This window comes from Sutterella wadsworthensis, from assembly GCF_003315195.1.
Classification (GTDB): domain Bacteria; phylum Pseudomonadota; class Gammaproteobacteria; order Burkholderiales; family Burkholderiaceae_F; genus Sutterella; species Sutterella wadsworthensis.
This window is the reverse complement of the sequence record NZ_QNRV01000021.1, coordinates 1-23,457: the sequence shown is the minus strand read 5'-3', so window position 1 is coordinate 23,457 and position 23,457 is coordinate 1. Positions and strand designations below refer to the sequence as shown.

General features: G+C 56.5%; 23 protein-coding genes, 1 tRNA gene and 1 pseudogene. 9 read left to right on the top strand and 16 right to left on the bottom strand.

Going from position 1 to position 23,457, the window contains the following annotated elements; all coding sequences use genetic code 11:
* Positions 1 to 76: 76 nt before the first annotated feature.
* Positions 77 to 667 (bottom strand): cytochrome c3 family protein, encoded by a 591-nt coding sequence (locus DES29_RS08755; protein WP_016475119.1) that lies wholly within the window; start codon positions 665 to 667, stop codon positions 77 to 79.
* Positions 668 to 896: 229 nt separating this feature from the next.
* The gene (locus DES29_RS08750; protein WP_016475118.1) at positions 897 to 1,703 is read right to left on the bottom strand and encodes a TOBE domain-containing protein; all 807 of its coding nucleotides are present in this window, start codon (positions 1,701 to 1,703) and stop codon (positions 897 to 899) included.
* 167 nt (positions 1,704 to 1,870) lie between these two features.
* On the opposite strand from DES29_RS08750, the pseudogene modA reads away from it, so the two are divergent.
* The 3 genes and pseudogenes from modA to modC all read left to right on the top strand — a co-directional run bounded on the left by modA (position 1,871) and on the right by modC (position 4,605).
* Positions 1,871 to 2,638: pseudogene (gene modA, locus DES29_RS08745) on the top strand (molybdate ABC transporter substrate-binding protein).
* A gap of 164 nt (positions 2,639 to 2,802) precedes the next feature.
* Entirely contained in the window at positions 2,803 to 3,498 is a 696-nt protein-coding gene (modB, locus tag DES29_RS08740; protein ID WP_005432109.1) for a molybdate ABC transporter permease subunit, read from the top strand.
* A gap of 9 nt (positions 3,499 to 3,507) precedes the next feature.
* Positions 3,508 to 4,605 (top strand): molybdenum ABC transporter ATP-binding protein, encoded by a 1,098-nt coding sequence (modC, locus tag DES29_RS08735; RefSeq protein WP_021994577.1) that lies wholly within the window; start codon positions 3,508 to 3,510, stop codon positions 4,603 to 4,605.
* Between the two features lie 135 nt (positions 4,606 to 4,740).
* On the opposite strand, the gene purB is transcribed toward modC, so the two are convergent.
* On the bottom strand, positions 4,741 to 6,108 hold the full coding sequence (gene purB, locus DES29_RS08730; protein WP_046446574.1) for an adenylosuccinate lyase: 1,368 nt from the start codon (positions 6,106 to 6,108) through the stop codon (positions 4,741 to 4,743).
* A 212-nt stretch (positions 6,109 to 6,320) separates the two neighbouring features.
* On the opposite strand from purB, the gene DES29_RS08725 reads away from it, so the two are divergent.
* Positions 6,321 to 8,141: an aryl-sulfate sulfotransferase gene (locus DES29_RS08725; RefSeq protein WP_021994575.1), complete on the top strand. Its 1,821-nt coding sequence runs from the start codon at positions 6,321 to 6,323 to the stop codon at positions 8,139 to 8,141.
* 190 nt (positions 8,142 to 8,331) lie between these two features.
* Positions 8,332 to 8,925: a Spy/CpxP family protein refolding chaperone gene (locus DES29_RS08720; RefSeq protein WP_005432119.1), complete on the top strand. Its 594-nt coding sequence runs from the start codon at positions 8,332 to 8,334 to the stop codon at positions 8,923 to 8,925.
* A 117-nt stretch (positions 8,926 to 9,042) separates the two neighbouring features.
* On the opposite strand, the gene DES29_RS08715 is transcribed toward DES29_RS08720, so the two are convergent.
* Positions 9,043 to 9,897 carry a response regulator transcription factor gene (locus DES29_RS08715; protein ID WP_016475114.1) on the bottom strand — a complete coding sequence of 285 codons (855 nt, stop codon included), beginning with the start codon at positions 9,895 to 9,897 and terminating at the stop codon, positions 9,043 to 9,045.
* Positions 9,898 to 10,060: 163 nt separating this feature from the next.
* Between DES29_RS08715 and DES29_RS08710 the strand changes: the two genes are divergently transcribed.
* Positions 10,061 to 11,185 carry a DUF72 domain-containing protein gene (locus tag DES29_RS08710; RefSeq protein ID WP_038025244.1) on the top strand — a complete coding sequence of 375 codons (1,125 nt, stop codon included), beginning with the start codon at positions 10,061 to 10,063 and terminating at the stop codon, positions 11,183 to 11,185.
* Between the two features lie 31 nt (positions 11,186 to 11,216).
* Here the strand turns inward: DES29_RS08710 and DES29_RS08705 are convergent, their stop codons facing one another.
* The gene (locus DES29_RS08705) at positions 11,217 to 11,762 is read right to left on the bottom strand and encodes a nitroreductase family protein (protein ID WP_016475112.1); all 546 of its coding nucleotides are present in this window, start codon (positions 11,760 to 11,762) and stop codon (positions 11,217 to 11,219) included.
* Positions 11,763 to 11,974: 212 nt separating this feature from the next.
* On the opposite strand from DES29_RS08705, the gene DES29_RS08700 reads away from it, so the two are divergent.
* Both DES29_RS08700 and DES29_RS08695 read left to right on the top strand, forming a co-directional pair.
* Positions 11,975 to 12,637 (top strand): cyclase family protein, encoded by a 663-nt coding sequence (locus tag DES29_RS08700; protein ID WP_005432126.1) that lies wholly within the window; start codon positions 11,975 to 11,977, stop codon positions 12,635 to 12,637.
* Between the two features lie 41 nt (positions 12,638 to 12,678).
* Positions 12,679 to 13,134 (top strand): acyl-CoA thioesterase, encoded by a 456-nt coding sequence (locus DES29_RS08695; RefSeq protein WP_005432128.1) that lies wholly within the window; start codon positions 12,679 to 12,681, stop codon positions 13,132 to 13,134.
* Positions 13,135 to 13,144: 10 nt separating this feature from the next.
* Here DES29_RS08695 and murI read toward each other — a convergent pair whose 3' ends face one another.
* The 11 genes from murI to tsaE all read right to left on the bottom strand — a co-directional run bounded on the left by murI (position 13,145) and on the right by tsaE (position 23,017).
* Entirely contained in the window at positions 13,145 to 13,960 is an 816-nt protein-coding gene (gene murI, locus DES29_RS08690; protein WP_113854767.1) for a glutamate racemase, read from the bottom strand.
* Positions 13,957 to 14,871, bottom strand: coding sequence for a DMT family transporter (locus DES29_RS08685; RefSeq protein WP_016475110.1), 915 nt, complete (start codon positions 14,869 to 14,871; stop codon positions 13,957 to 13,959). Before DES29_RS08685 ends, murI begins: the two co-directional genes overlap by 4 nt.
* The gene (locus tag DES29_RS08680) at positions 14,868 to 15,230 is read right to left on the bottom strand and encodes an arsenate reductase family protein (protein ID WP_016475109.1); all 363 of its coding nucleotides are present in this window, start codon (positions 15,228 to 15,230) and stop codon (positions 14,868 to 14,870) included. The genes DES29_RS08685 and DES29_RS08680 overlap by 4 nt, the downstream gene beginning before the upstream one ends.
* Before the next feature lie 130 nt (positions 15,231 to 15,360).
* On the bottom strand, positions 15,361 to 16,407 hold the full coding sequence (locus DES29_RS08675; RefSeq protein ID WP_038025281.1) for an L-threonylcarbamoyladenylate synthase: 1,047 nt from the start codon (positions 16,405 to 16,407) through the stop codon (positions 15,361 to 15,363).
* Between the two features lie 11 nt (positions 16,408 to 16,418).
* The gene (locus tag DES29_RS08670) at positions 16,419 to 17,612 is read right to left on the bottom strand and encodes a 5-(carboxyamino)imidazole ribonucleotide synthase (RefSeq protein ID WP_005432151.1); all 1,194 of its coding nucleotides are present in this window, start codon (positions 17,610 to 17,612) and stop codon (positions 16,419 to 16,421) included.
* A gap of 9 nt (positions 17,613 to 17,621) precedes the next feature.
* Positions 17,622 to 18,161, bottom strand: coding sequence for a 5-(carboxyamino)imidazole ribonucleotide mutase (gene purE, locus DES29_RS08665; protein WP_016475106.1), 540 nt, complete (start codon positions 18,159 to 18,161; stop codon positions 17,622 to 17,624).
* Between the two features lie 149 nt (positions 18,162 to 18,310).
* Complete coding sequence (locus DES29_RS08660; RefSeq protein WP_005432155.1) at positions 18,311 to 19,204, bottom strand: phosphoribosylaminoimidazolesuccinocarboxamide synthase; 894 nt, start codon at positions 19,202 to 19,204, stop codon at positions 18,311 to 18,313.
* 110 nt (positions 19,205 to 19,314) lie between these two features.
* Entirely contained in the window at positions 19,315 to 19,731 is a 417-nt protein-coding gene (locus DES29_RS08655) for a diacylglycerol kinase (protein WP_005432157.1), read from the bottom strand.
* Positions 19,732 to 19,841: 110 nt separating this feature from the next.
* Positions 19,842 to 20,906 carry a class II fructose-bisphosphate aldolase gene (gene fba, locus DES29_RS08650; RefSeq protein WP_005432158.1) on the bottom strand — a complete coding sequence of 355 codons (1,065 nt, stop codon included), beginning with the start codon at positions 20,904 to 20,906 and terminating at the stop codon, positions 19,842 to 19,844.
* Positions 20,907 to 21,110: 204 nt separating this feature from the next.
* Positions 21,111 to 22,517, bottom strand: a complete 1,407-nt coding sequence (locus DES29_RS08645) for an N-acetylmuramoyl-L-alanine amidase (RefSeq protein WP_113854766.1) — start codon at positions 22,515 to 22,517, stop codon at positions 21,111 to 21,113.
* Positions 22,499 to 23,017, bottom strand: a complete 519-nt coding sequence (gene tsaE, locus DES29_RS08640; RefSeq protein WP_021995025.1) for a tRNA (adenosine(37)-N6)-threonylcarbamoyltransferase complex ATPase subunit type 1 TsaE — start codon at positions 23,015 to 23,017, stop codon at positions 22,499 to 22,501. The genes DES29_RS08645 and tsaE overlap by 19 nt, the downstream gene beginning before the upstream one ends.
* A 225-nt stretch (positions 23,018 to 23,242) precedes the next feature.
* Between tsaE and DES29_RS08635 the strand changes: the two genes are divergently transcribed.
* Positions 23,243 to 23,318 (top strand) — tRNA-Thr (locus DES29_RS08635).
* Positions 23,319 to 23,457: the final 139 nt, after the last annotated feature.

The window sequence follows — 23,457 nt, the reverse complement described above, 5'->3', positions numbered from 1 at the left end:
AATGATCGGATGAAGGCAACAAAAAATCCCGGCCTCATGGAGAACCGGGATTTTTGCGCTTTGGAGCTGCGTCAGATTAGTTGGCGGCAGCCTTGAACGGGATCACGTAGCCGTAGTTGTGGCCAGCGGTCGGGTGGCAGGCGAGGCAGTCAACCTTCTTTTCAGCATTGGGACCCATGCCCTTGTGGATGGCGCCGATGAGCGGCTTCTTGGGGTCATACATGCGTTCGACGTCATGGCAGCCGCGGCAGGCGGAGAAGTTGCGGTCAATCATCTGCTGATGAACGGCAGTAGCCATTTCAGGACGCTTTTCGATCTGCTTTTCCGGGGTGCTCATCGTGCCGCGGATTTCACCGAAGAGCGACTTCGAGCCAGCGATGGCCTTGTCGATCAGGAGGGCGGTGTAGTCGATCGGACCGACAAAATGATTAGATTCATTCTTCAGGTGGCAGTCAGAGCAGCCAGCCGTCACGCCGGAAGCCGTACGGAAGTGATCGCCCTTCTTATAGGCGGCATAAGTGACGTCCATCGAATGGCAGAATTCGCCGCAGAACTTTTCCGTGCCAGCCCAGTGCACGACGCTCGTGAGCACGCCGACAAAGATAATGCCGATCACGACGCCGATCAGGCAGATGCCGGCGAGATACCAAACGCTGTTCTTTTCCATTTGCGGGACCTTTGCTTGTTGTTACGGCTTGATGCGACTGTTGTTTAGTTGTGCCGTCGCTAAGCCGGGGTCAAAATGGGCGGTTTGAGCCCAATAATTTAGGTTGTAATGATATGCATCCAGATGTTAGTGGAGAAGCCGGTGATTTGACAATCATCAATATCTGATGCGTTGACTAAAAGTTGTTCAGCCGGACTTAACAAACCGTTTGGTTTGACCGATCAATGCGTTATCCGGCGATTGCAATGACAATGGACGACGGCGGGATATGTGCGACAGCGCGGTCATGAAGCTTTAGCCCATGGTTGCCGTGCGCAAAGCCAACGATGACGATGCCTGACGGCAGGCGGATAGAGCATTCTCCGCCCTTGCCGGCACGCTCGCTGCGAATCACTTCACCCACAATTAAGTTGTCGTCAATGGCATTGGGGTCTTCGGGGAAAGCGCTGGAAATCTCCACGCCCGTCGCTTTGGTGAGCGCAAGCACTTCCATTCCCTCGCGAAGACCGAGGAGCTGAGCGCTTTCTTTGGTTACGGACGCTTTGAGCAGATGCGTGTCGTCAATCCGCAAAATGAGCCGTACCAATGCCGCGCCGAGTTTCATGACCGTGATGCGGGCAGGAAACTGATTGCGCATGGAGGTCTGCAGGGAGCTCGCAGTAGCGCGTGCAAGAAGTCCAGGGGCCGTTGCGTCGGCGGCGTTGTACTTTTCGAGCACTTGGCGACGTGCCCGGGCGAGTTCGTCGGAAAGGTCGAGAATCAGGCGGCCGGTTGCGGTGAGCTGAGTGCCGCCGCCATTTGCTCCGCCCACCACTTTCTCGACAATCGGCGTGCCGGCCAAGTTAGTAAGCGTCTCGACTGCCTGCCAGGCTGACTTGTAGCTCATACCCGCGCTTCGTGCAGCTTCCGAGATGGAGCCGACATCGGCAATGCGCCGCAGGATGTCGATTCGACGGTCCGTTTTTTCGCTCAGTATGTCGCTGAGAAGCTTGGGATCGGCGAGTGCGTTGGATCGGATTTGCGCGGATAGGGACATGATGCTTCAAATGCGGAAAAACACTTGTCGAAAACGGCTGAAGTCGCTATTCTTTTCGTGAATAGCGGAGCGGCATACAAGATTTTAACGAAGTTAGCTCTAAAAGCACTTTCTGTCTGCCGTTCTTACGATTTTGATCCCGAATTCATTCTTTTGAGATTGTCATTATGAAGAAGTCCATCATCGGCGCCGCCGTTGCTGCCGCAGCGCTTGTTTGCTCCTTTGCTGTCGCTGCTGAAGAAGTGCATGTGGCTGTTGCCGCCAACTTCACGGCTCCGGCCAAGGATCTTCAGCCGATTTATGAAAAGGCGACGGGCGACAAGCTCGTGCTGTCCTTTGGCGCTACGGGTGCGTTCTATGCTCAGATCAAGAATGGCGCTCCGTTTGACATCCTGCTTGCGGCTGATGCCAAGACTCCGGCCAAGGCTGTTGCTGAAGGCCATGGCGTCGCCGGCACTCCCTTTACCTATGCAGTGGGCAAACTTGTGCTCTGGTCGTCCGATGCCAATCTGGTGAAGAACGACGTTGCCGGCGTGCTCAATTCTGCCAATGTCAAGCATGTGGCCATTGCTAATCCGAAGCTTGCGCCTTACGGCGAGGCTGCCTACCAGACGTTGAAATCCCTCGGTCTGGAAAAAGCGGTTGAAGGCAAGACCGTTTTGGGCGACAACATTGGCTAGACCTATCAGTTCGTGAAGACCGGCAATGCTGAAGCCGGTTTCATTGCGCTTTCGCAGTGCTTCAAGGACGGTAAGTTCGTTTCGGGTTCCGGCTATGTCATCCCGCAGGATCTCTACAGTGAAATCAAGCAGGACGCCGTGCTCCTTAAGAAGGGTGAAAACAACGAAGGCGCCAAGCGCTTTTTGAAGTTCCTGAAGGAAAGCAAGGAAGCCACGGCTATCCGTGATGCCTACGGCTACGGCACGGCCAAGTAAAAAACACTTGCCCTGCGCAGGGCAGGGAGGAGCAGCCCTTTATAAGCGGCTCCTCCAATGATCAGTGCGTTCTTGAGACGGATGCTCTTTTTCCGGAGAGAATTCTGCTAAGGCTTCTCTCCGGTTTTTCATATTCTGAAACGATTCAGATCGCTTCATCTCCAATGCTTAAAGACTTTCTGGAACTCCTCAAAGGCGTATCGCTCTCGCCAGTGCAGCTCTCGCTTGAGCTTGCGGCCGTAACGACTTTGGTGCTGTTGCTCATAGGGCTGCCGCTCTCTTGGTGGCTGGCTCGCGGCCAGAGCCGCTGGTGCCCGGCAGTCAATGCGGTAGTCACGCTGCCGCTCGTACTTCCGCCATCCGTATTGGGCTTTTACATCCTCGTTGCCTTGGGTCCTAACGGTCCTTTGGGGATGCTCACGGAGTCGCTCGGGCTGGGAACCTTTAATTTCAGCTTCCCCGGACTGGTCATCGGGTCGGTGATTTATTCGATGCCCTTCATGGTGCAGCCCTTGGTGACAGCCTTTGAGGGCATCGGTGATCGGCCGATGGAAGTTGCCGCAACGCTGCGCTGCCATCCTTTTGATGCGTTTATAAACGTTGTCATGCCGCTTGCTCGACCAGGCATCATTACCGGGATTCTGATGACTTTTGCCCACACCATCGGAGAGTTTGGCGTCGTGCTGATGATCGGAGGCAATATCCCGGGGAAAACGCAGGTCGTTTCAACAGAAATCTACACGCACGTTGAAGCCATGGAGTATGCACAGGCACATGTGCTCGCTGGCGGCATGCTGATCTTCAGTTTCATTGTGCTGATGAGTCTGAATCTTCTCAATAAGCGCCGGGGCGGCGAATAAGAGCGCGTCATGACACAGGAAAATTTCGGCGAAGCACGTCTGCATCTCGTGCGATCCACGGGCTTCACGCTGGAGGCCGACATCGGGATTCCGCAAAAGGGCATCACCGTGCTTTTCGGCCCGTCAGGGTGCGGGAAGACAACACTGCTGCGCTGCGTGGCCGGTTTGGAGCGTGCACGGGGTTTGGTGCGTATTGGCAGTGAAATTTGGCAGGACGATGAACGCAAAATTTTTCGGCCGACTTACGAGCGCAGCCTTGGCTACGTTTTTCAGGAAGCGAGTCTTTTTGCGCATCTTTCAGTTGAAAAGAATCTGACGTTTGGCCTTGAGCGAACGAAAGTGCCTGATGGCAAAGAGCGGCTTGCCGAAGCGGTTGAACTCCTCGGGATTGGTCATCTTCTTACCCGCCGCGTAACGGAGCTCTCGGGCGGCGAACGCCAGCGCTGCGCCATTGCGCGGGCGCTCTGCCTTCGGCCGGAGATCTTGCTGATGGATGAGCCATTGGCAGCGTTGGATTTTGCACGCAAGCGTGAGATTCTTCCGTGGATAGAAAAACTCAAGAATGAATTGGGCATTCCCGTGCTCTATGTGACGCATTCGGCCGATGAAATGACTCGCTTGGCGGACAAGCTTGTTGTCATGGCCGACGGCAAGGTTCGGCGTGAAGGCCCGCTTGCCGAGGTGCTGGCCGATGTGAAGATGCCGATTGAAACGGAAAATGGCGCATCGGTTGTGCTTTCTGGAAAGGTTTCATCTTTAAGCAACGAATGGAAGACCTGCTGCATTGATGCGGGGGGCTGGACATTTGAAACGCCGATGGCATCTTTGGCAATGGGCAGTCAGGTGCGTCTGCGTGTATTGGCTCGCGACGTGAGTATTGCCGTGGAAAAACCCGACAGCATTTCAATTCGCAATCGCCTTCAGGCTGAAGTAGAGGAGATTGCTGCGCATCCGAGCGAACCCGCGTACCAGTTGGTGAAACTGAAGTGTCCGAATGGCGAGGGGCGTCTGGTGTCGCGTATTCTCAGGCAATCCGTGACGGAGCTTGGTCTTCATCCCGGCAGTCAAGTTTGGGCGCTGGTGAAGGCATCCGCTGTCATTATGTGAGCAAAGCAAACACCATTGGCCGCAACGGGTATTTGAATAAAAAAAGAAGGCAGGCTCCCTCTTTGAAAAGGGAAGTTCCTGCCTTTTTGCTTTTCTCCGGAAGTTTCCTTCCGGAGGGTGCTGTTCAATGAAGGATCAGCAGCGGCGGGCAAGCTCAACGGCCTTGCCGATATAGGTGGCGGGCGTCAGGGCCATCAAACGAGCCTTGGCGTCAGCAGGGATGTCGAGACCGGCAATGAAGGAGCGGATCGTTTCCTGATTAATGCCGTCTTTGCCGCGCGTGAGCGCCTTGAGCTGCTCGTAGGGATGCGGCACTCCGTAACGGCGCATGACGGTTTGCACGGCTTCAGCAAGCACTTCCCAAGCAGCGTCGAGGTCAGCAGCGATCTGAGCTTCATTTACCTGAAGCTTGCCGAGACCGCGTTCAAGTGCGCTGTACCCGACAAATGAATAGCCGAAGGCAACGCCGAGATTACGCAGCACGGTCGAGTCCGTGAGATCGCGCTGCCAGCGCGAAATCGGGAGCTTGCCGGCCAGATGTCCGAGGACAGCGTTGGCTAGACCAAGATTGCCTTCGGAATTTTCGAAGTCGATCGGGTTGACTTTGTGCGGCATCGTGGAAGAGCCGACTTCACCTTCCTTGAGCTTTTGACGGAAGAAATGCATTGAGATGTAGCCCCAGACATCGCGGTCAAAGTCAATGAGGATGGTGTTGGCGCGCTCGATTTCCTGAAAGAGTTCGGCCATGTAATCATGCGGCTCGATCTGAATTGTATGGGTGTTGAACACTGCGCCCAGGCGTTCTTCAACAACTTTTTTCGAGAAGGCTTCCCAATCGAAGTCCGGATAGGCAATCAGGTGTGCGTTGTAATTGCCGACGGCTCCGTTCATCTTGGCGAGGATCTTCACGGACTTGATGGCTTCAACGACGCGTGCAAGGCGGACTGCCACATTGGCGAATTCCTTGCCGACGGTCGTGGGTGAAGCCGTTTGGCCGTGAGTGCGCGAAAGCATCGGGATCTCGGCCCACTGGTGAGCGTAGTTGGCGATGATGCCGTGGATCTTTTCAAGGAAGGCCACCAGAGCGTCACGGCCCTTCATCAGCATCAGAGCATGGCTCGTGTTGTTGATGTCTTCACTTGTGCAGGCGAAGTGCACGAATTCAGCGGCATTTTTGAGTTCTTCGTCGTGAGCAACCTGTCCTTTGATCCAATATTCAACGGCCTTGACGTCGTGATTGGTGGTCTTTTCGATTTCTTTCACCGCAGCGCAGTCGTCAAGCGAAAAATGCTCTGCGAGGCCGCGCAGGAATGCTTTGCCGTGATCGGAGAGATGCGGCAGTTCCGCAAAACCGGCTTCGGAGAGTGCAATCAACCATTCGACTTCAACGCGTACGCGTGCGTTCATGAAGGCGTATTCGGAAAAGATCCCGCGCAGGGGATCGCACTGGCGGGAATAGCGGCCGTCGAGCGGAGAGAGAGCGGTAAGAGGATTAAGCGCCATGACTGGAGGTTTCTGAAAGTTCAAAAAGGCACGAAAACCGGACGGCAGCTGCGGTCGGAGAGGACCGAAATAGGGCTCGTCCGGGAAATCGCGCCATTTTAACGCAGAGGTCTTCAGGCTCGGGTCAAGTTGGGCCGTGATAATCAAAGATTGAGCGGCATGCGTTCTGCGCAAAGCCGCAAATCTCAATGAGCTGCTAAGAAGGAAAATTTATGTCGAAGATGCCCACATCCCCGATCTCCCGTCGAACGCTCTGCGGCCTAGCCGGTTCAGCACTTTTTCTTTCACAGTTCCCGCGTGCGGCATTCGCCGCAGGCGGTCCGAGCGGATTGAAAGTGGATTTTCCTCAGCAGGGTGAATTGGGCGAGGTGATTGGCAATCCCTACGACATCGCGCCGCTCACGGCAGTCATCAAAAATGGCGGCGTGGTGCTCACCAAGGCTCATGTACGCGTCGTGCCGAAAAAGGGCGGCGTTGAAATTGCCTACGATGTAGGGCCAACGACGCTGCGCACCTATGGCGGCATCCCGGTCTTTGGCCTTTATCCGGAGTATCTCAATACAGTTGAGGTGACGTGGACGAAGCGCGAGGGCGGAAAACTCACGGAAAAGGCAGAAACTTACCGTATCTGGACGCCACCCGTTTATCTGGATCCTGCGTGGACAAAGGGGCGCCCAGTCAGGACGTTTGAAACGGAAATCATTAAGCCTGCATCAAAGGAATTCGCTGATCGCCTCTACTTGTGCAACAACCTGATGGGAAGCTCCCCCAAGGGCAAGCGTGCTGTTTGGAACAATCCTTCAGGCGGTGCACTGGAATGGAATTCTTATCCGCAGAACGCCATTCTCGATACGCAGGGAGAGGTGCGTTGGTTCCTGCAGCCGCAAGCGATTTACGATCCGCGAAGCATTTATCGGGCAGGACTCATGATGGGCTTTCACCAGAATGCCGACGGTGCACTCTCCTTCGGTTATGGTCAGACCTATGCCAAATATGATCTGCTCGGACGTGAAATTTTCAATCGACGTTTGCCAGAGGGTTATGCAGACTTCAGCCACGCCATGGCCGAAGGCCCGAACGGACACTATTTCCTGCGCGTTTCCTCAGCAGATCTTCGCCGTGCAGACGGCACTCACGTACATACGGTGCGAGACGTTGTGATTGAAGTCGACGCCTCCGGCCGAGTGGTTGACGAGTGGCGTCTTTTTGAAATCCTGGATCCCAACCGCAGCATTGTTTTAAAGGCTATTGACCAGGGGGCGGTCTGCCTCAACGTTGACCTCTCCAAAACGGGTGAAACGCTTTCTGCCGAACAGCTCGCCAAGCTTGAAGCCAAAAATGCCTTTGGCGATATTCCTGGGACGGGAGCCGGCCGCAACTGGGCGCACGTCAATTCGGTTGACTACGATCCTGCCGACGATTCGATCATTATTTCGAGCCGTCACCAGTCTGCTGTTATCAAGATCGGGCGAGACAAGGCGGTTAAGTGGATTCTCTCGGCGCCGAACGGATGGAATGATCAGCTCAAAGGTAAAGTTCTTACGCCAGTGGATGCCGGCGGCAAGCCTATTACTTGCCGCATCGGACGCTGCGAAGGTGAATTTGACTGGACGTGGACACAGCATACTGGCTGGAAAGTCGATGAGCTGAGTGAACCCGGAGTCACTGTGCTCACGGTGTTTGACAATGGTGACGGCCGCGCTTTTCAGCAGCCGGAGAATGCAGCGGAAAAATACAGCCGAGCGGTGATGTACCGCATTGATGAAAAGAAAGGCACGGTTGAACAGATCTGGGAGTACGGCAAAAAACGCGGTCACGAGCTCTACAGTGCGATCACATCTTCCGTGGAGTATCAGGCTGATCATGATTCGCTTGTCGTTTATTGGGCTTCCAGAAAGCTCGCTGAGGGCGGAGAACCAATCCTCACGGAATTTAAGCGCGGCGGCCAGGAACCCGTCTTTGAAATGGCGCTCAAGGGAACCATGGGCTACAGGGCGGTTGTCATTGATGTGAAGAAAGCTTTCAATCCGTGATTGAGTGCTTGCAAACCGACACCTCTCGTTGCCAACGGTTGCAAACCCGAGGATTTTCCTCATTTTCACCTCAGGTAATGCCCTTAAATTGAAAGTCATCCAGAGAGCGAATGCGCAAGAGCTTCGCTTTCTGGATCACGTTAAAACTCACAAAGACGCGCCGGCCAACAGTGCCGGCGAAGGATCGCAAATGAATAAGAGCACCAAGATCATTTCTTCGCTGGCTGCCCTGGGCGCCCTCTGCGTCGGTACGGCGGCGATGGCCTCCCCCTGGCATAACGGCAATTGCCCTGGTGCCGGCGTTCCAGAGGCTCAATGCCCGATTGCTGCGGATGGTCCGCGAGCGGATGGCCCGCGCTTCAATAAGCCGTCCCGTCAGGTCGATCCGGCAGTTCGCGCGGCACGCTGGGATGCGATTGCCCGTATGCTGACAATCAAGCCCGAACAGGAGGCGGCTTGGAAGGCCTATACGGCTGCTCGCGATGCTGAACGTACACCGATCGCCAAGACCGACGATAAGAAGCTCGCCGTTGATGTACAAACACGTCTGCAGCTTCGCGCTGATCGCGCTAAGGTTCGTGCGGACCTGCTTGCGAAATCTGCCCAAGCGCGTGCAGATCTGCTCAATGTGCTTTCACCCGAACAGAAGTATGTGCTCGAAGGCATGGAATTCCATCATGGTGCACGCATGATGGATCGTGGCCCGTACCATAAGGGCGGTTTTGATGCCGACCGCGGTCCCGGTCCGCGCGGTCCGATGAATGCAGCGCCCTGCTGCCAATAATCCGATCGTCGATTGAGGGGCTTGCTTCACGCAGTCCGTTGAAATAAACGGCCGCCTGCAGTACTTGAATGAACTGTCAGCGGCCGTTTTTATTTTCGTTGTTTATTCCGCAACAGGCTACTTCGTTGCGGCGAAGACCTTGGCGAGTCCTTCAGGTCGAATGCCGTCGAAGGAGACGTTGAAGAGTGTTTCGCCTTCGGCAAGAATGAGCTCGTAAAGCAATCGAATAGGGGCTGCATCGCCGAGTTTTCGGCTGATGTGCGCACGGTGAACTTCAACGGTACGCTGCGAAAGTTCGAGCAAAGCGGCGATGTCGCCATTTTTAAGCCCGCGGCAGATCAGCACAAAAATCTGCCGTTCACGTTTGGAGAGTGACTCGAAGCGTTCGGCAAGCCGATTGCGCTGTGCTCGCCGTAAGGCGCGCTCAAGTCCTTCGGCAACGGCGTCGCCCAATTCTTCGGGGTCGACGGGTTTCTCCAGAAAACTCACAGCACCTTGTCGGAGCGCACGAACGGCCGCGCGAATATTTGCAAGGGATGAGAGAAACACCACGGTCACCGGACTGCGTCGAAGCTCCAGTTCATGCTGCACATTAAATTCGTCAAGCGACGACTCATTGAGACCGGCGAAGCGGTCAGCGATGACAAGGCACCCAGGCTGCATGAGATCGGCCTGAGTAAGGAAAGCTTCCAGCGTAGGATAGGAGGCGGCTTCAAAGCGCGGCTGCAGAGCGAAGGTGAGTGATTCGCGAACATCATCATCGTCAACGACCCAAACCGGACCAGTGAGTTCTGCCGGAGTATCTGCAGGCTGAAGTCCGTCCTCATCGGCGGCTCGCCCCGCTGTTTGACTGCTGTCATGCCGTCCCTCCGACGTCGGCGTAGATATCGGGGCAGACCCGTATCCGAAAGCGGCGTCAAAAGGAGATTCAGCCGCAAAGCGGCGTTGGTCTGATGGCAGAGGGTTGGGCATGAGACTTATATCCGGAAGTTAATAAGCAATCCTGCGTATATTTTACGCGGTGGTGTCAAATGCTCGCCATGTTGATTTTCCATAGGTCAGAGGATGCAAAGCGCAGCAATCTGGTGCATGCTCACAGATACAGAAACAACGGCAGAGGTTGACCGTGACGAATATGGAGCCGCTCGATGCGCTTTTTGATGATGGTCCGCCGGCAGAGGCGCCCATTGCACCGCAGCCGCCGGACGGCGCGCTGCGCGATCTTGCTGCGCGTCTGCCGCGAACGATGCGGCTCGGCACCTCCACCTGGAATTTTCCGGGATGGCGCGGAATCATCTGGAGTCGTGGAAGCGGCTTGACGGGATTGGCCGAGAATGGGCTGACCGCTTATTCGAAAAATCCGTTGCTGCGCACGGTAGGGTTGGACCGCAATTTTTACCGTGCACTGACGACCGCGCATTTTGCCCACTATGCTGCGCAGGTGCCCGAGGACTTTCGCTTTATCGTGAAGGCGCCGCGGGAAGTGACAGATCCCTACGAACGAGACGACCGCGGTCGTCCCACGGGCACCAATCCGCTTTTTCTCAATGCTCATGCCGCAGTCGATAAATTCCTTGGCCCAGCAAGACTCGGACTGGGGCGCAAGGCCGGACCGCTCGTCTTTCAATTTTCCCCGGTGCCGCATCCGGAATTGCGGACGCTGGAAGCTCGAATCAAACTTTTCGAGCGTATTACGACTTTTCTCGCCGAACTGCGCGCGCCTGGCGATGGACTGCTTTTGGCCGCTGAATTTCGCAATTACGAGCTCTTTACGCCGCGCATGATGAAGCGTCTGCGCACACTCGGTGTGTCGCCTGTGATTGGTCTGCATCCGGCAATGCCCGGTATTCGCAGACAGACAGAAGCACTGCGGTGCTGGGCGGGTGAATTCCGGGAGTCTGAAGCGGAGCAAAGCGGCGAATCCGACGTTTTTGTGCCGAAGGCATCAGGCTCCTCCGCAGCGCCCGCAGCCGCGGCAGACTGGCATCTGCCCGGACCCTTAGTCGTGAGATGGTCGCTCGCGGCACATCAGTTCTATGACACTGCAAAACAGAGTTGGGCGCCTTTTGATGCTATTCATGCTGCCGATCCGGCCACGCGTGCCTTGATTGCTTCACTGCTCGTCAAGGCAGCGCGTTCAGGACAGGATAGTTTTTTAGCGGTCAACAACAAGGCCGAAGGATGCGCACCCAAAACGGTGCGCGGCATTGCCGAAATCGCTGACCGCATTCTGGAGGCGGACCGTCCGGTGGTGCGATGAAGCTGCGACCTCACGGTCCGTGCCGGTCCAATTACCACTCCGAGAGAATAGAGGGCTCCGGATCGCGCGGCTGCATCGGCTCCTGAGGCAGGCCGCAGAGAATGAAGCCGAGGAGACGCTCCGTCTTCGGGTCAAAGAGTCCCTGAGGATCCTTTATTTCACGCGAGGTAAGTGTTTTGGCGGCAACCCCTTCGGCCCAAAGAACGTTAAGGAAGTTGGTCAAAGCGCCGCCCGCGGTCATCAGGTTTTCCATGTCCATAATGACAGGCGTATCGGGCGTGGGTTTCGGACCGATGATGACGATGCAGGCGGCACCCTTGAGTGCCTTGCTGCGGGCTCGGTCGCGAAGCACCTGATCGGCTTCTGGGGGCAGCGCCGATTCGAAAACGTCCGCGAGTTTTTCACGCGAAACCACCTTTACAAAACGGCACGGAAAGAAGGGGTTGTGGGAAGGCGCAGAGCGTGCGGCGCGTGCGGCGCGCACAAACACGTCATCAGACGGTGCGTTATGAGTCTGCTGCTTCGGACCCACCGAGCGGCGCTCGGAGATGGTTTGGGCAAATTCGTCTGCAAGCATGATTGTTGATGATCCTTTTTCAAAGCATTCATGAAGGCGCCGAAAGCGCTTCAAGAATTCTGCAAATAATGGAGGCTAAAGCCTTCGTAGCTAACCGTAGAATGATGAACCTGCCTGCCGGTTTTGAGTCTTCGCGGTGACGCAAAGTTGCAAAATCCAGCACTGTCTAAACATTGCTCCGATCCATGCTTTTCCGGGCAAGAGTGTGCACTATGAAACAAAGCCTTATCGACATCACGCCCAAAATGGGCGTTCGCACGCCGGTTTATCCGGGAGATCCGCCGTTTGTCGTGCGGTTGACGGCTTCTGTTGCCGCAGGAGATCCGGCGGATGTTTCTGCGGTGAGCTTTTCGGCGCACTGCGGAGCGCACGTTGATGCGCCTGCGCATCTCTTTCCTGGGACAGGAGACGCCGCATCGCTGCCGCTGGAACGGTTTGTGGGTCCCTGCCTTGTCATTGATCTCACGGAGCTGGAACCCGAAGCGGCACCGAGTGAACTCGTGCGGCCGCAGACCATTGCTGCAGTCAAAGCGCTGATGGGCGGCAAAGCATTGCCGAGCAGAGTACTGATAAAAACACGCCGGTCGCAGCCGCCGGTATGGAGCAGTGATTTTCGAGCGCTGTCGCCCGAATGTGTTGAAGCATTTTTGGCCGAAGGTGTGGAGCTTGTGGGGGTTGACGTGCCGAGCATTGATCCTGCAGACAGTGAGGAGCTCCTTGCGCACCGCATTGCACTCAGCCGCGGTTTGACCGTGATGGAAAATCTCGATCTTTCCGCCGTAATGGCTGGCAGCTATGAATTGATTGCCTTGCCGCTGCCGCTCGAAGGCGTAGAGGCAAGCCCGGTTCGAGCAGTGCTTCGTTCCATCCCGTAATTCATTCTTTTTATCTCAATAACGCACAGGAATGCCAAATCATGGCTCACAAAGTCTTTGAAAAACCGATTCGAGTCCACTTCAGCAACTGCGATCCTGCGGGGATTGTTTTTCATCCGCAGTACTTTGTGCTGATCAATGAACTGATGGAGGATTTCTTGGAAGACGTGGCGGGCGTGGGTTTTATTGAAATCCGCCGCTACGGTGTGGGTTTCCCAGTGGTGAGCGTCAAGACGCAGTTCACCAAACCCTCTCGTCCGAGTGATCGTCTCATGGGTCAGGTGTGGGTGGAAAAAATCGGCGATAAGTCGATCCGTTTTGCCTTCGTGCTGAAGGATGAAGCCGAGGAGCGCCTGCGCTGCGTTGAAACTTCCGTCTGCGTGAAGCTCACTTCAGACGATCAGTTTGTCTCTTGGAGTATCCCTGCCGAAATCCGCGAAGCTCTTGCTCCTTATGTGGTTGAGAGTGAGTCGGAATTTCTCCAGATCCGCGCCTGAAGCGGCTCCTTTAGTCCATTTCGTACAAACGGACACGAGGATCAGACCAGAGTGTGCGAAGCACCGCCTCTCTGGCGGCGTCAGCGCCTGAGGCAAAGAAGCGCTCAGTGCCGGGAGCAGTTTGGGGTGTGGCAAGATCGAGCGCCGCCAGTCGGCGCTCGAGCTGCTGAGCGACAGCGGGTGCCGGATCGATGAGCGTCGCTTTCGGTGCGTGCTTGGCAATGGCGTGCGCGAGGAAGGGATAGTGAGTGCAGCCGAGTACGATCTCGTCGACATTGTGGGCCGTGAGCGGATCGACATAGCGGACGAGCAGTTCATGCACGTTCGCGGAGTCGAAGTCGCCTCGTTCGACGCATTCCATCAGACCGGGGCAAGGCACATCCCAGACAGTCACTGGCATAGGACGAGAGACTTCCGCCCATTCGATGGCACGATGCCTGACATCGGCATATTTCTGGCTCTCGATTGTGCGGCAGGTGGCTAGAACGCCAATGTGACCGGTTCTGGTGTGCCGCAGCGCAGGGAATACGGCAGGTTCAATCCCAATGATGGGCATGGACAGACGTGCCCGAAATGCACGGATACCTACGGCTGTAGCTGTATTGCAGGCAAAAACCAGTGCTTTGACCTGCTGCGCGAGAAGAAATGAGACGACGTGCTCGAGCCGCGCTTGAATGTATTCGCTTGAATTGTCGCCGTAGGGTGCATAAGCGCAGTCGGCAACAAAAACGAGGTCTTCATTCGGGATCGCAGCGCGAATGGCGCGGGCGACTGAAAGGCCGCCGAAGCCAGAATCGAGAATGCCGATGGGACGATTGGAACTCACCTCGATTTCCCCATAATGCGCGGATACTCTGTGATGAGGATGCCCAGAACGATGCACAGGCCGCCCGTGAGGCCGAGGAGTCCCAGTCGTTCTCCCGCGAACCAGCCGATCACGGCGGCGAAGATGCTTTCAAGTGCAAAGATCACCGCAGCCTGTGCGGGCGGCACGTATTTTTGCGCCCAAGCCAGAAGAAGCTGTGCACAGGTCAAAATGACGGCGAGCCAGACGACGCCGAAGACGAGATTGAGGTCAAGTGCGGTGGGGGTGAGCGTCCAGCCGACAGCAGGCGCACAAAAGTGCGCCACCGCGGTCCCGGCGAGCGCAAAAAGTGCAACGAGCGCAATCTGAACAAAGGCGATTTCAGGGGCCTTGCAGCGCGGTGCAAAGCGTCCCATCAGGATAATTTCAAGCGCTGACAAAAAGGCGGAGAAAATTGTCGTCCATTCGCCCCAGCTCGATGAAAACTCTAAATTGAAAGGATCCGCAAGGAGCACTAACCCGCTGAAAGCTACTGCAGCCCCCGCGAAGGCGCACAATTCCGGCCGCCGACCGGCAATCGCCCAAAACAGAAAGGGCGTAATCGGCACATAAAGGGCCGTGAGAAATCCTGAGGTGGAGCTCAGAATTGTCATCAATCCGATGTGGTTGAACAGGTAGGAAGCGTAAATCACCACCGCACAGACGGCCCCCATCTTCCACGTTTCAAGCGGAATGCGAAAGATCCGGCCGCGAAGCCACAAGGCGACGAGGAGTGCACCGACGCCAAAGCGCAGAAAGACCAATGTGAAAGGGTCAGTCGATTCAAGCGTGCGCGCTACGGTGATGAAGGAGCTCCCCCAAAAGCCCGTAGCAGCAATGAGTGCTAAAAAAGGCAGCAGGGCGGACTGGCCGACAAGTGCTTTTGGAATCACTTGTCTGTCTCCATGCGGCGGTTCCATTCAGGTTCGTCAACGCCGCAGGTGGCTTGTCCATCTGTCCAAACGATGACGGGACGTTTAATAAGAAGCGGCGAAGTGGCAAGGAGCTGCTTAATCGCTGCCGGATTTTCAGCCGCAGCCGTCCGCACAGACGGGTCGAGAGATTTCCACGTCTGACTCGAGCGATTCAGCAGGCGTGCTGCGCCAATTTCGTCCATCCATTTATCGATCAATTCGACTGAAGGCGCTTCAGTCTTGAAGTTGTGAAAGACGAAGTCCACGCCGTTCTCGCGTGCCCACTGCAAGGCCTTTTTAACGGAACCGCAGTTCGGAATGCCGTAAATGTCGATCATGATGAACTAATCCGAAAAAGAAAAACTGCCGGCAGATTATCCGCCGGCAGGATGTTCGGCAAGTCTTAGAAATGTTTGCCAGAGCTTTCGTCAAGCTGAATGGTCCGGCCGTGAGGTCGCTGCGCCGGCTTCAGGCCGTTGCACGCTTAAGCCGGTCGTTGACCGCGGCCCATTCAGGGGTATCCGCAGGCGCTGCAATGAGGATACGTCCGCGGGTGCAGTCATTGCCCTCAAAGGCGTGGTCAAGTTCATGGAGTGCTTCGTAGAGGGAAGCGCCGTAGGACAAAACATCGTCTGGCGCTTCAACGAAAGCAGCAAGCTCTGCATTTGCGGGGAGCAGAGCTCGAAGCATCTGCGGGCCCATCACAGCAAGCACAATGCCTTCACTCGCAAGTTCGGCCGCACGCTCTGGGAGCCGTGCCGCAGGGAGCAGCTCGGCGCGCGTTTTGGGCGCGTAGTGACTCTTGAGTCTGCCCGAAGCACGCGGCGCATCTGCGCCAGCATCTGGAACAGGACAATCGAGCACCTCTTCGAGCATCGCACGAGTGATAACGCCGTGCCGGAGAATTTCCGGACGACTGCCCGAGAGATTGATCATTGTCGACTCAATGCCGAATTCACAAGGACCGCCGTCCAGAATCAGATCGAGCTTGCCGGCGGGTTTTTCGCCCAGGTCTTCACGTACATGCTGAGCTGTCGACGGGCTGATGCGGCCGAACGAGTTGGCCGAAGGCGCCGTGAGACCGCGGTGCTTCGGACCGCCGTAGGCTGCAAGCAGCGCGTGCGCCCAGGGGTGAGACGGGCATCGCAGCGCCACAGTGTCTTGACCTCCGGTTACCCAGCTGCCGCAGCGAGGCTTCTTTTTAAGCACCATCGTGAGCGGCCCCGGCCAGTAACGGTCGGCAAGCTTTTGGGCTTCCGGCGTGATTTCGGCCCACCAGGGAATGTCGTCGGCGCTGGCCACATGGACGATCAGCGGATGGTTGAGCGGACGCCCCTTGGCACGATAGGTGGCGGTCACGGCCGCCTCCTGATCCGCATCAGCAGCCAGGCCGTAGACGGTTTCGGTGGGCATGGCGACGAGCCCGCCGGCTTCCAAAATCGCTGCGGCCCGAGCAATAGCAGCCATATCGACCGGCTTTACCGGCGCAGCTGACTGCGTTTTGGCTGTCGGCATCTCGAATGCGGTCACAGTGCCTCCTTGGCGGACAATTCATCTGCAAAGGGAAGTCCGAGGAGCTTAGCGGCATCATGCGCACGCGAAAGTGCTTGAGCCTGATTGGTGCCGAGCACTGTAACGTGCCCCATCTTGCGGGCGCGGCGAGCTTGTGCTTTGCCGTAAAGATGAAGCTTCACGCCGGGCATTTTGAGGAGTTCAGTCCAGGGCGGCGTCGTCGGTTGATCGTCGGCATCGAACCACAGGTCGCCGAGAATATTGAGCATGACTGCCGGTGCAATTTGCGTGGTGTCGCCTAAGGGCAGTCCAGCCATTGCGCGAACCTGCTGCTCGTATTGGCTCGTGCTGCAGGCTTCGATCGTGGCGTGTCCTGAATTGTGCGGACGCGGGGCGAGCTCGTTGGCAATGAGTTTGTCGCCATCAAGGACGAAAAGCTCAACGCAGAGCACGCCCACGTAGTCGAGGGCATGCGCTATTTTTTCTGCGTATTCCTGCGCTCGAGAGGCAAGCTCAGCCGAAATGCGCGCGGGCATGACGGTGTAGGCCAGAATGCCTGAGCGATGATGGTTTTCGCAGACCGGAAAAACCGCTGTGTCACCAGCGGCATTGCGGCAGATGATGACCGAGACCTCCGTTTTGAGCGCGAGCATCTTTTCGAGCACGCAGTCGACGCGGCCGAAGGATTCCCAAGCAGTTTTGGCTTCAGCTTTGCTGTGCACTCGAGCCTGTCCCTTTCCGTCATAGCCGAGGCGGGCTGTCTTGAGAATGCCGGGGAAGAGGTCATCAGAGAGCGACTCAATGTCTTCAATGCGCTTAACCGCTTGGTGCGGAGCGGTCGGCACGCCTGCACGCTCAATGAAGGACTTCTCGACATTGCGGTCCTGTGTGGCCGCAACAGCGTCTGCATGCGGCGCCGTCGGGAGACCGAGGGCAGCGAGCGCAGCAAGGCTCTTAGCCGGTACATTCTCGAATTCTGTCGTCACAGCCTGAGCGCACTGAGCGAGCGTCTGGAGGCCCTCCGCATCGTCGTAGCTGCGGGTGATCTGCTTCAGCGACACTTCACCCGCAGGCGAATTTTTGCCCGGTTCGAGCACGGCAACGTGATAGCCCATACGGGCAGCGGCTTGCGAGAACATGCGGCCGAGCTGACCGCCGCCCAAAAGGCCGAGCGTGGCGCCGGGGAGAAGCGTTTTCATTTCACTCATCACAGCGCCTCAGGCGAGTTCGTCGACAGGGAGCGTCATGGCGCGGGCTTTTGCATTCTGCGCGACACGGAAATCGGCGAGACGGCTCGACAGTTCGGGATTGTTGAGCGCCAGAATCTGCACAGCGTAAAGCGCAGCATTGGTGGCGCCTGCTTCGCCGATAGCGAAGGTAGCGACCGGAACGCCCTTAGGCATCTGTACGATCGAATGGAGACTGTCGACACCGCGGAGATATTTTGACGGGACAGGAACGCCGCAGACAGGGAGCGTGCATTTGGCGGCGAGCATGCCGGGCAGATGCGCAGCGCCGCCGGCGCCCGCGATGATCACGCGAATGCCGCGTTCAGCAGCTTTTTCTGCGTAATCAAACATTTCGTCAGGCATGCGGTGTGCACTTACGACGCGGGCTTCAAACGGCACGCCGAAGTCTTTAAGCATCTGTGCGGCGTTTTTCATCACTTCCCAGTCGGAATTGCTGCCCATCAGGATCCCGACGAGGGGTTGCTCAGTCTTGGCCGAACATTCGGCGCATTCGTTTATATCTGCCATTTCTTGAAGTTGAAAACGCTGTGAAAATAAAAACAAAGCAGCCGGCCGGAGGCCTCCGAGGAATTAAAAGTCCTCTCGAAGAGTCTCTGTTGCCGGCTGCGCGCAATGCGGGAGACCCTTTGGAGCATGCTCCGAAGGGTCGCATGCCGTTACGGTTCGATGTCGGTGCCCGTCAGGCGGCGGAGTGCTTCGCGGTACTTGTCGGCCGTCTTTTCGATGACTTCTTCAGGGAGCTTCGGAGCCGGCGGGGTCTTGTTCCAGGGCTGCGTTTCAAGCCAGTCGCGAATGTACTGCTTGTCAAAGCTCTTGGGTGAAGTGCCGACTTCGTAAGAATCCGCCGGCCAGAAGCGGCTTGAGTCCGGTGTAAGCACTTCGTCCATCAAGAGTACGTTGCCGTCATCGTCAAGACCGAACTCGAATTTCGTGTCGGCGATGATGATGCCGCGCGTGAGCGCGTATTCGGCGGCACGCTTATAGAGTTCGAGCGTGGCGTTGCGGATGGTTGATGCGACCTTCTCGCCGTACATTTCAACGACGCGTTCATAAGGAATGTTTTCGTCGTGAGTGCCGAGCTCGGCCTTTGCGGCCGGCGTGAAGATGGGTTCAGGGAGTTTCTGCGCCTGTTTGAGTCCGGCGGGGAGCTCCACGCCGCAGACCTTACCGGTGGCGAGATAATCTTTCCAGCCGCCGCCGATGATGTAGCCGCGGGCAACACATTCAATAAGAATGGGTTTCAGGCGCTTGCTGACGACGGCACGGCCTTTTACCTGATCAACCTCTTCGGGCTTCACCACGGATTCCGGGGCGATGCCGGTGAGGTGATTGGGGATGACGTCCTTGAGCTTCTCAAACCAGAAGTTCGTCAGCGCAGTCAGCACCTTGCCCTTGCCCGGGATCGGATCGCCGAGAATGACGTCGAAGGCCGAGATGCGGTCCGACGCTACGAGAAGCAGTTTGTCTTCGCCGACGGCGTAGCAGTCGCGAACTTTGCCGCTGTAAATCTGCTTAAGGGACGGGATGTGTGACTTGGAAAGTCCTGACATGAGAAGAGTCTCCCGAAAAAGAGAAAAAACATTGGCTCGGATTTTAAGGCTTGAAGACACCTAACTTCCAAGAAAACTCAGGTGAATCGCAGAGTCTTCTTTGCGTCTGCTCAGAAAAAGAGCGCCCAGAGTGCAGGAAGTGCGATGAGTCCCCAGGCAGCCGCAAGAATCAGCAGAGCGAAAAAGACGGCAGCACTCCCCATATCTTTGGCACGGCCGGCGAGCGGATGGATTTCCATGCCGATGCGGTCGACGACAGCCTCAATGGCCGAATTGAGAATTTCAACCAGCAAAAGCAGGAGCACCGAGATGACGAGAAGCGCTTTTTCTGGCAGGGTTACCGGCAAAAAAAGTGCCGTGGGGATGAGGATCACGGCCAGAAGGAACTCTTCACGGAAGGCCGCTTCGTGCTCAAGACCCGCGCGGATTCCTTTGATCGAATAGCCTGTGGCGTTGATGAGGCGTCGCAGTCCTCGTTTGCCTTTCAAGGCCTCGGCGGAGGATGCGGATTGCTGCGGCTCGGTCATATAGAGGTACCTAAAAGGGAATCATCAAGACGACAAAGGCGCGCCTGAAGATCCACAGCGGATCTTCTGCGCGCCTCTCAGGAGTTCGTCACAACATCGGCAGCAGCCGCTTAGAGGACGTGCTGACGAAGCGTGCCGTCGGCGTAAAGCGCGGCGATCTTTTCGAGCGGAATCGGCTTAATCTTGGCGCCCTGCCCCTCGCAGCCGAAAGCCAGATAGCGTTCGCGGCAGAGGTTTTCAGCAGCCTTGCGGGCGGCTTTGAGGTAAGCACGCGGATCAAAGCCTGAGGGATTCTCAACGAGATAACGACGGATGGCAGCAGTCATGGCGAGACGGATATCCGTGTCGACGTTGACTTTGCGTACGCCGTGTTTGATCGCTTTCTGAATTTCTTCAACCGGTACGCCGTAGGTTTCGCGCATGTCGCCGCCGAACTCGCGGATTTCAGCGAGGTATTCCTGCGGGACAGAGGAGGAGCCGTGCATCACGAGGTGGGTGTTGGGCAGACGCGCATGAATTTCCTTCACACGGTCGATGGAAAGGATCTCGCCGGTGGGGCGACGCGTGAACTTATATGCGCCGTGCGAGGTGCCAATGGCGATAGCGAGCGCATCGAGCTGCGTTTCGCGGGCAAATTCAGCGGCCTGATCCGGATCGGTCAGGAGCTGCTCGCGGGTCATCTTGGCATCGGTGCCGTGGCCGTCCTCTTTGTCGCCCTTCATCGTTTCAAGCGAGCCGAGGCAGCCGAGTTCACCTTCGACGGAAACGCCGATGGAGTGAGCCATTTCGACCACGCGGCGGGTGGTTTCCAGATTGTATTCGTAGGTGGAGATGGTCTTGCCGTCGCTCATGAGCGAGCCGTCCATCATCACTGAAGTGAAACCGGAACGGATGGCGCCCATGCAGACCGCCGGGCTCTGACCATGGTCCTGATGCATGCAGACGGGAACGTCCGGATAGGCTTCGACTGCGGCTTCAATCAAGTGACGCAGGAATGCTTCGCCGGCATATTTGCGGGCACCGGCCGAAGCCTGCATGATCACGGGAGCGCCGACGGAGCTCGCTGCGGCCATGATGGCCTGAACCTGCTCGAGGTTGTTCACGTTGAAGGCAGGAATGCCGTAGCCGTTTTCAGCAGCATGGTCAAGCAGCTGACGCAGAGAAACAAGTGCCATTGGAAGAAACTCCGGAGAGAAAAGACGGCGCACGTCCGATGCTGAGCAGCTCGAGCGAAATCAAGCAGATTTCGCGAACTGCGCCAAGGACAGCTGGGTGTCCTGCAGCGCGTACGGGCGCCTCATTTTGAAGATATGCCCCGCATTGTAATGGCCGCGAGCGCGTCGGTCGAGGCGCCTTGGAGCGCAAGTATGCAGTCTGTTTTAGCCTTGCTCAACCAATGTCTTGTCGGCTGCAAGCTGCTTTTTGATGCCGGTGAGAATTGCCTGAGCAAGTTTTTGCTGATGATTGGCGTTTTTAAGCAGCTGCTCTTCCGTCGGGTTAGAGATAAAGGCGGTTTCTACCAAAATGGAGGGGATGCCTTGCCCTTTAAGCACCGCGAAGCCCGCTTGTTCGACTTTGCCCTTGTGGAGCCGATTGATGCTTCGCAGCTCATCGAGCACTGCAGCGCCAAGCCCCAGGCTGTAGCCGATGGTCCACGTGGAAGTCATGTCGACAAGCACGGTCGCCACTTGTTTGTTGACGGTGGCGATGTTGACGCCGCCGATCAGATCGGATTCGTTCTGATTTTTCGCGAGCCAGCGGGCGGCAGCGGATGTGGCTCCTTTCTGACTCAGTGCAAAAACGCTCGAGCCGCGTACATTGCTTTTGACCCAAGCGTCGGCATGAATGCTTACGAGCAGGTGTGCTTTTACTCGGCGAGCAATGGCGACACGTCCGCCCAGACTCACAAAGTGGTCGGAATTGCGCGTCATTACCGCTTTCATGCCGGGTTCCGCACCGATGAGCTTCACGAGGCGGCGTGCAATGGCGAGTACGACATCCTTTTCACGAGTGCGGCGTCGACCGATTGCACCGGGATCCTCCCCGCCGTGACCGGGGTCGACAACGATGGTAATGACGTTGGAACTTTTGGCGGCCCCAGTCTTCTTTGCAGAAGACGATGTCGATTTTGAGTCTGATGGTTTCGCAGCTGCTGAGCGGACAGGCTCTTTTGGTGAAGGCGTCTTGTCGGCAGGCTTAACCGGCAGCTTTGCATTTTCTCGGGGAGTATTCAGACCAGCAAGAATGTCAGCCAACGGATCGGGCTCGTTCGCGTCCGAGGAAAGTCCGCCCATCGCAGAGAGGAGCGGATCTTCATTTGGGTCGGCTTCACCGGCGAGAATTTTGCCGACCTCATCCTTAGGATGCGCAGGATAAATGTCAAAGACCAGACGGTATTGGTAGTCGGCGAAGGGCTTCAGCAGGAACACTTCGGGCTTTACGTCCGTTTTGAGATCCATAGCCAGACGCACAACGCCCGGCTTGTACTGACCGATGCGCATCGATTGAATATAAGGATCATCAGGGTTGACCGCAGCGATGAGCTTTTTAATGCGCTCGGTCAGCGCGAGTCCTTCAATGTCAATGACGAGTCTTAGGGGTTTGGCTGAACGGACGAAGAAGTGCTTGTATTTGAGCGGTTCGTCAGTTTCAATGGTCACGCGGGTATATTCCGCCGCAGGCCACATGCGAACGTTGACGAGTTTCGCGCCCCACGCGATCTGGCATGGGGCGAGCGAAAAGAGCAGTGCGCCGGCAGCGCCCGCAATCAGACGGCGCCGTTCCATTGCGCCTCCCAACGGCGGAGAATTTCGTGTCCAAGGTTCGAATGGGCTTCGACCTGTACAGCGCGTCCGTAACCTTCGACGGCCAGTGACACGGTCAGGTCGGCCGCAGGTACAAACGGAGCGGCTTTGCTGCTCCATTCGGAGGCGCAGACAGCTCCCGCTGCATAAAGGTCGGCAAACCCCGCATCTTCGAATTCTTCGGCTGTTTCAAAGCGGTAAAAATCAAAGTGATTGACTTTGAGTCCGCCTGCTTCATAAGTTTCCAGCAGCGTAAAGGTCGGGCTTTTGACTGCACCCGTCCATCCGAGTCGGCGAAGCATCGCGCGGACCAAACTTGTCTTGCCCGCACCAAGATCGCCCTCCAGACGCATGGCCAATCCTGACTCAGCCGCGTCAATCTGCGGCCGCAAAGCAATAAGCACGTCTGCCAAAGCAGCGCCCAGACGGTCTGTATCGTCCGGAAGCGGCAGTTCAACAGTAAAGAGTGAGGGCGTAGACACAGAGAAACACCGGCAGAAATATATGACTAGAACTTCTTATTGTAAATTGAAGATGTGAGACGCATTTACTGCGAGGCGGCATCTTGAAATGGGATTACTGTATGATTTACATGCTTACCATCAAATTGAAACAGATTGTTAGTAATGCTTGTCCGCATGTAAGGTGTTCTGCATAATTGCACTCCTCCGATCCCGAGGCTGTACAAGTTTTGGTGATCGAGAGATGCCGGTGTAGCTCAGCTGGTAGAGCAGCGCATTCGTAATGCGAAGGTCGGGAGTTCGAATCTCTTCTCCGGCACCAGAATTTAGAAGCTCAGATGATTTCGGTCGTCTGAGCTTTTTCTATTTGTGCGCCCGGCAGCGCACGTGTGATTGTGTGGTGAAAGTCCACTGTCCGCCCGGTCGCGGGAAGGACTAGCAACTCGGCAGAGTCGAGGAGG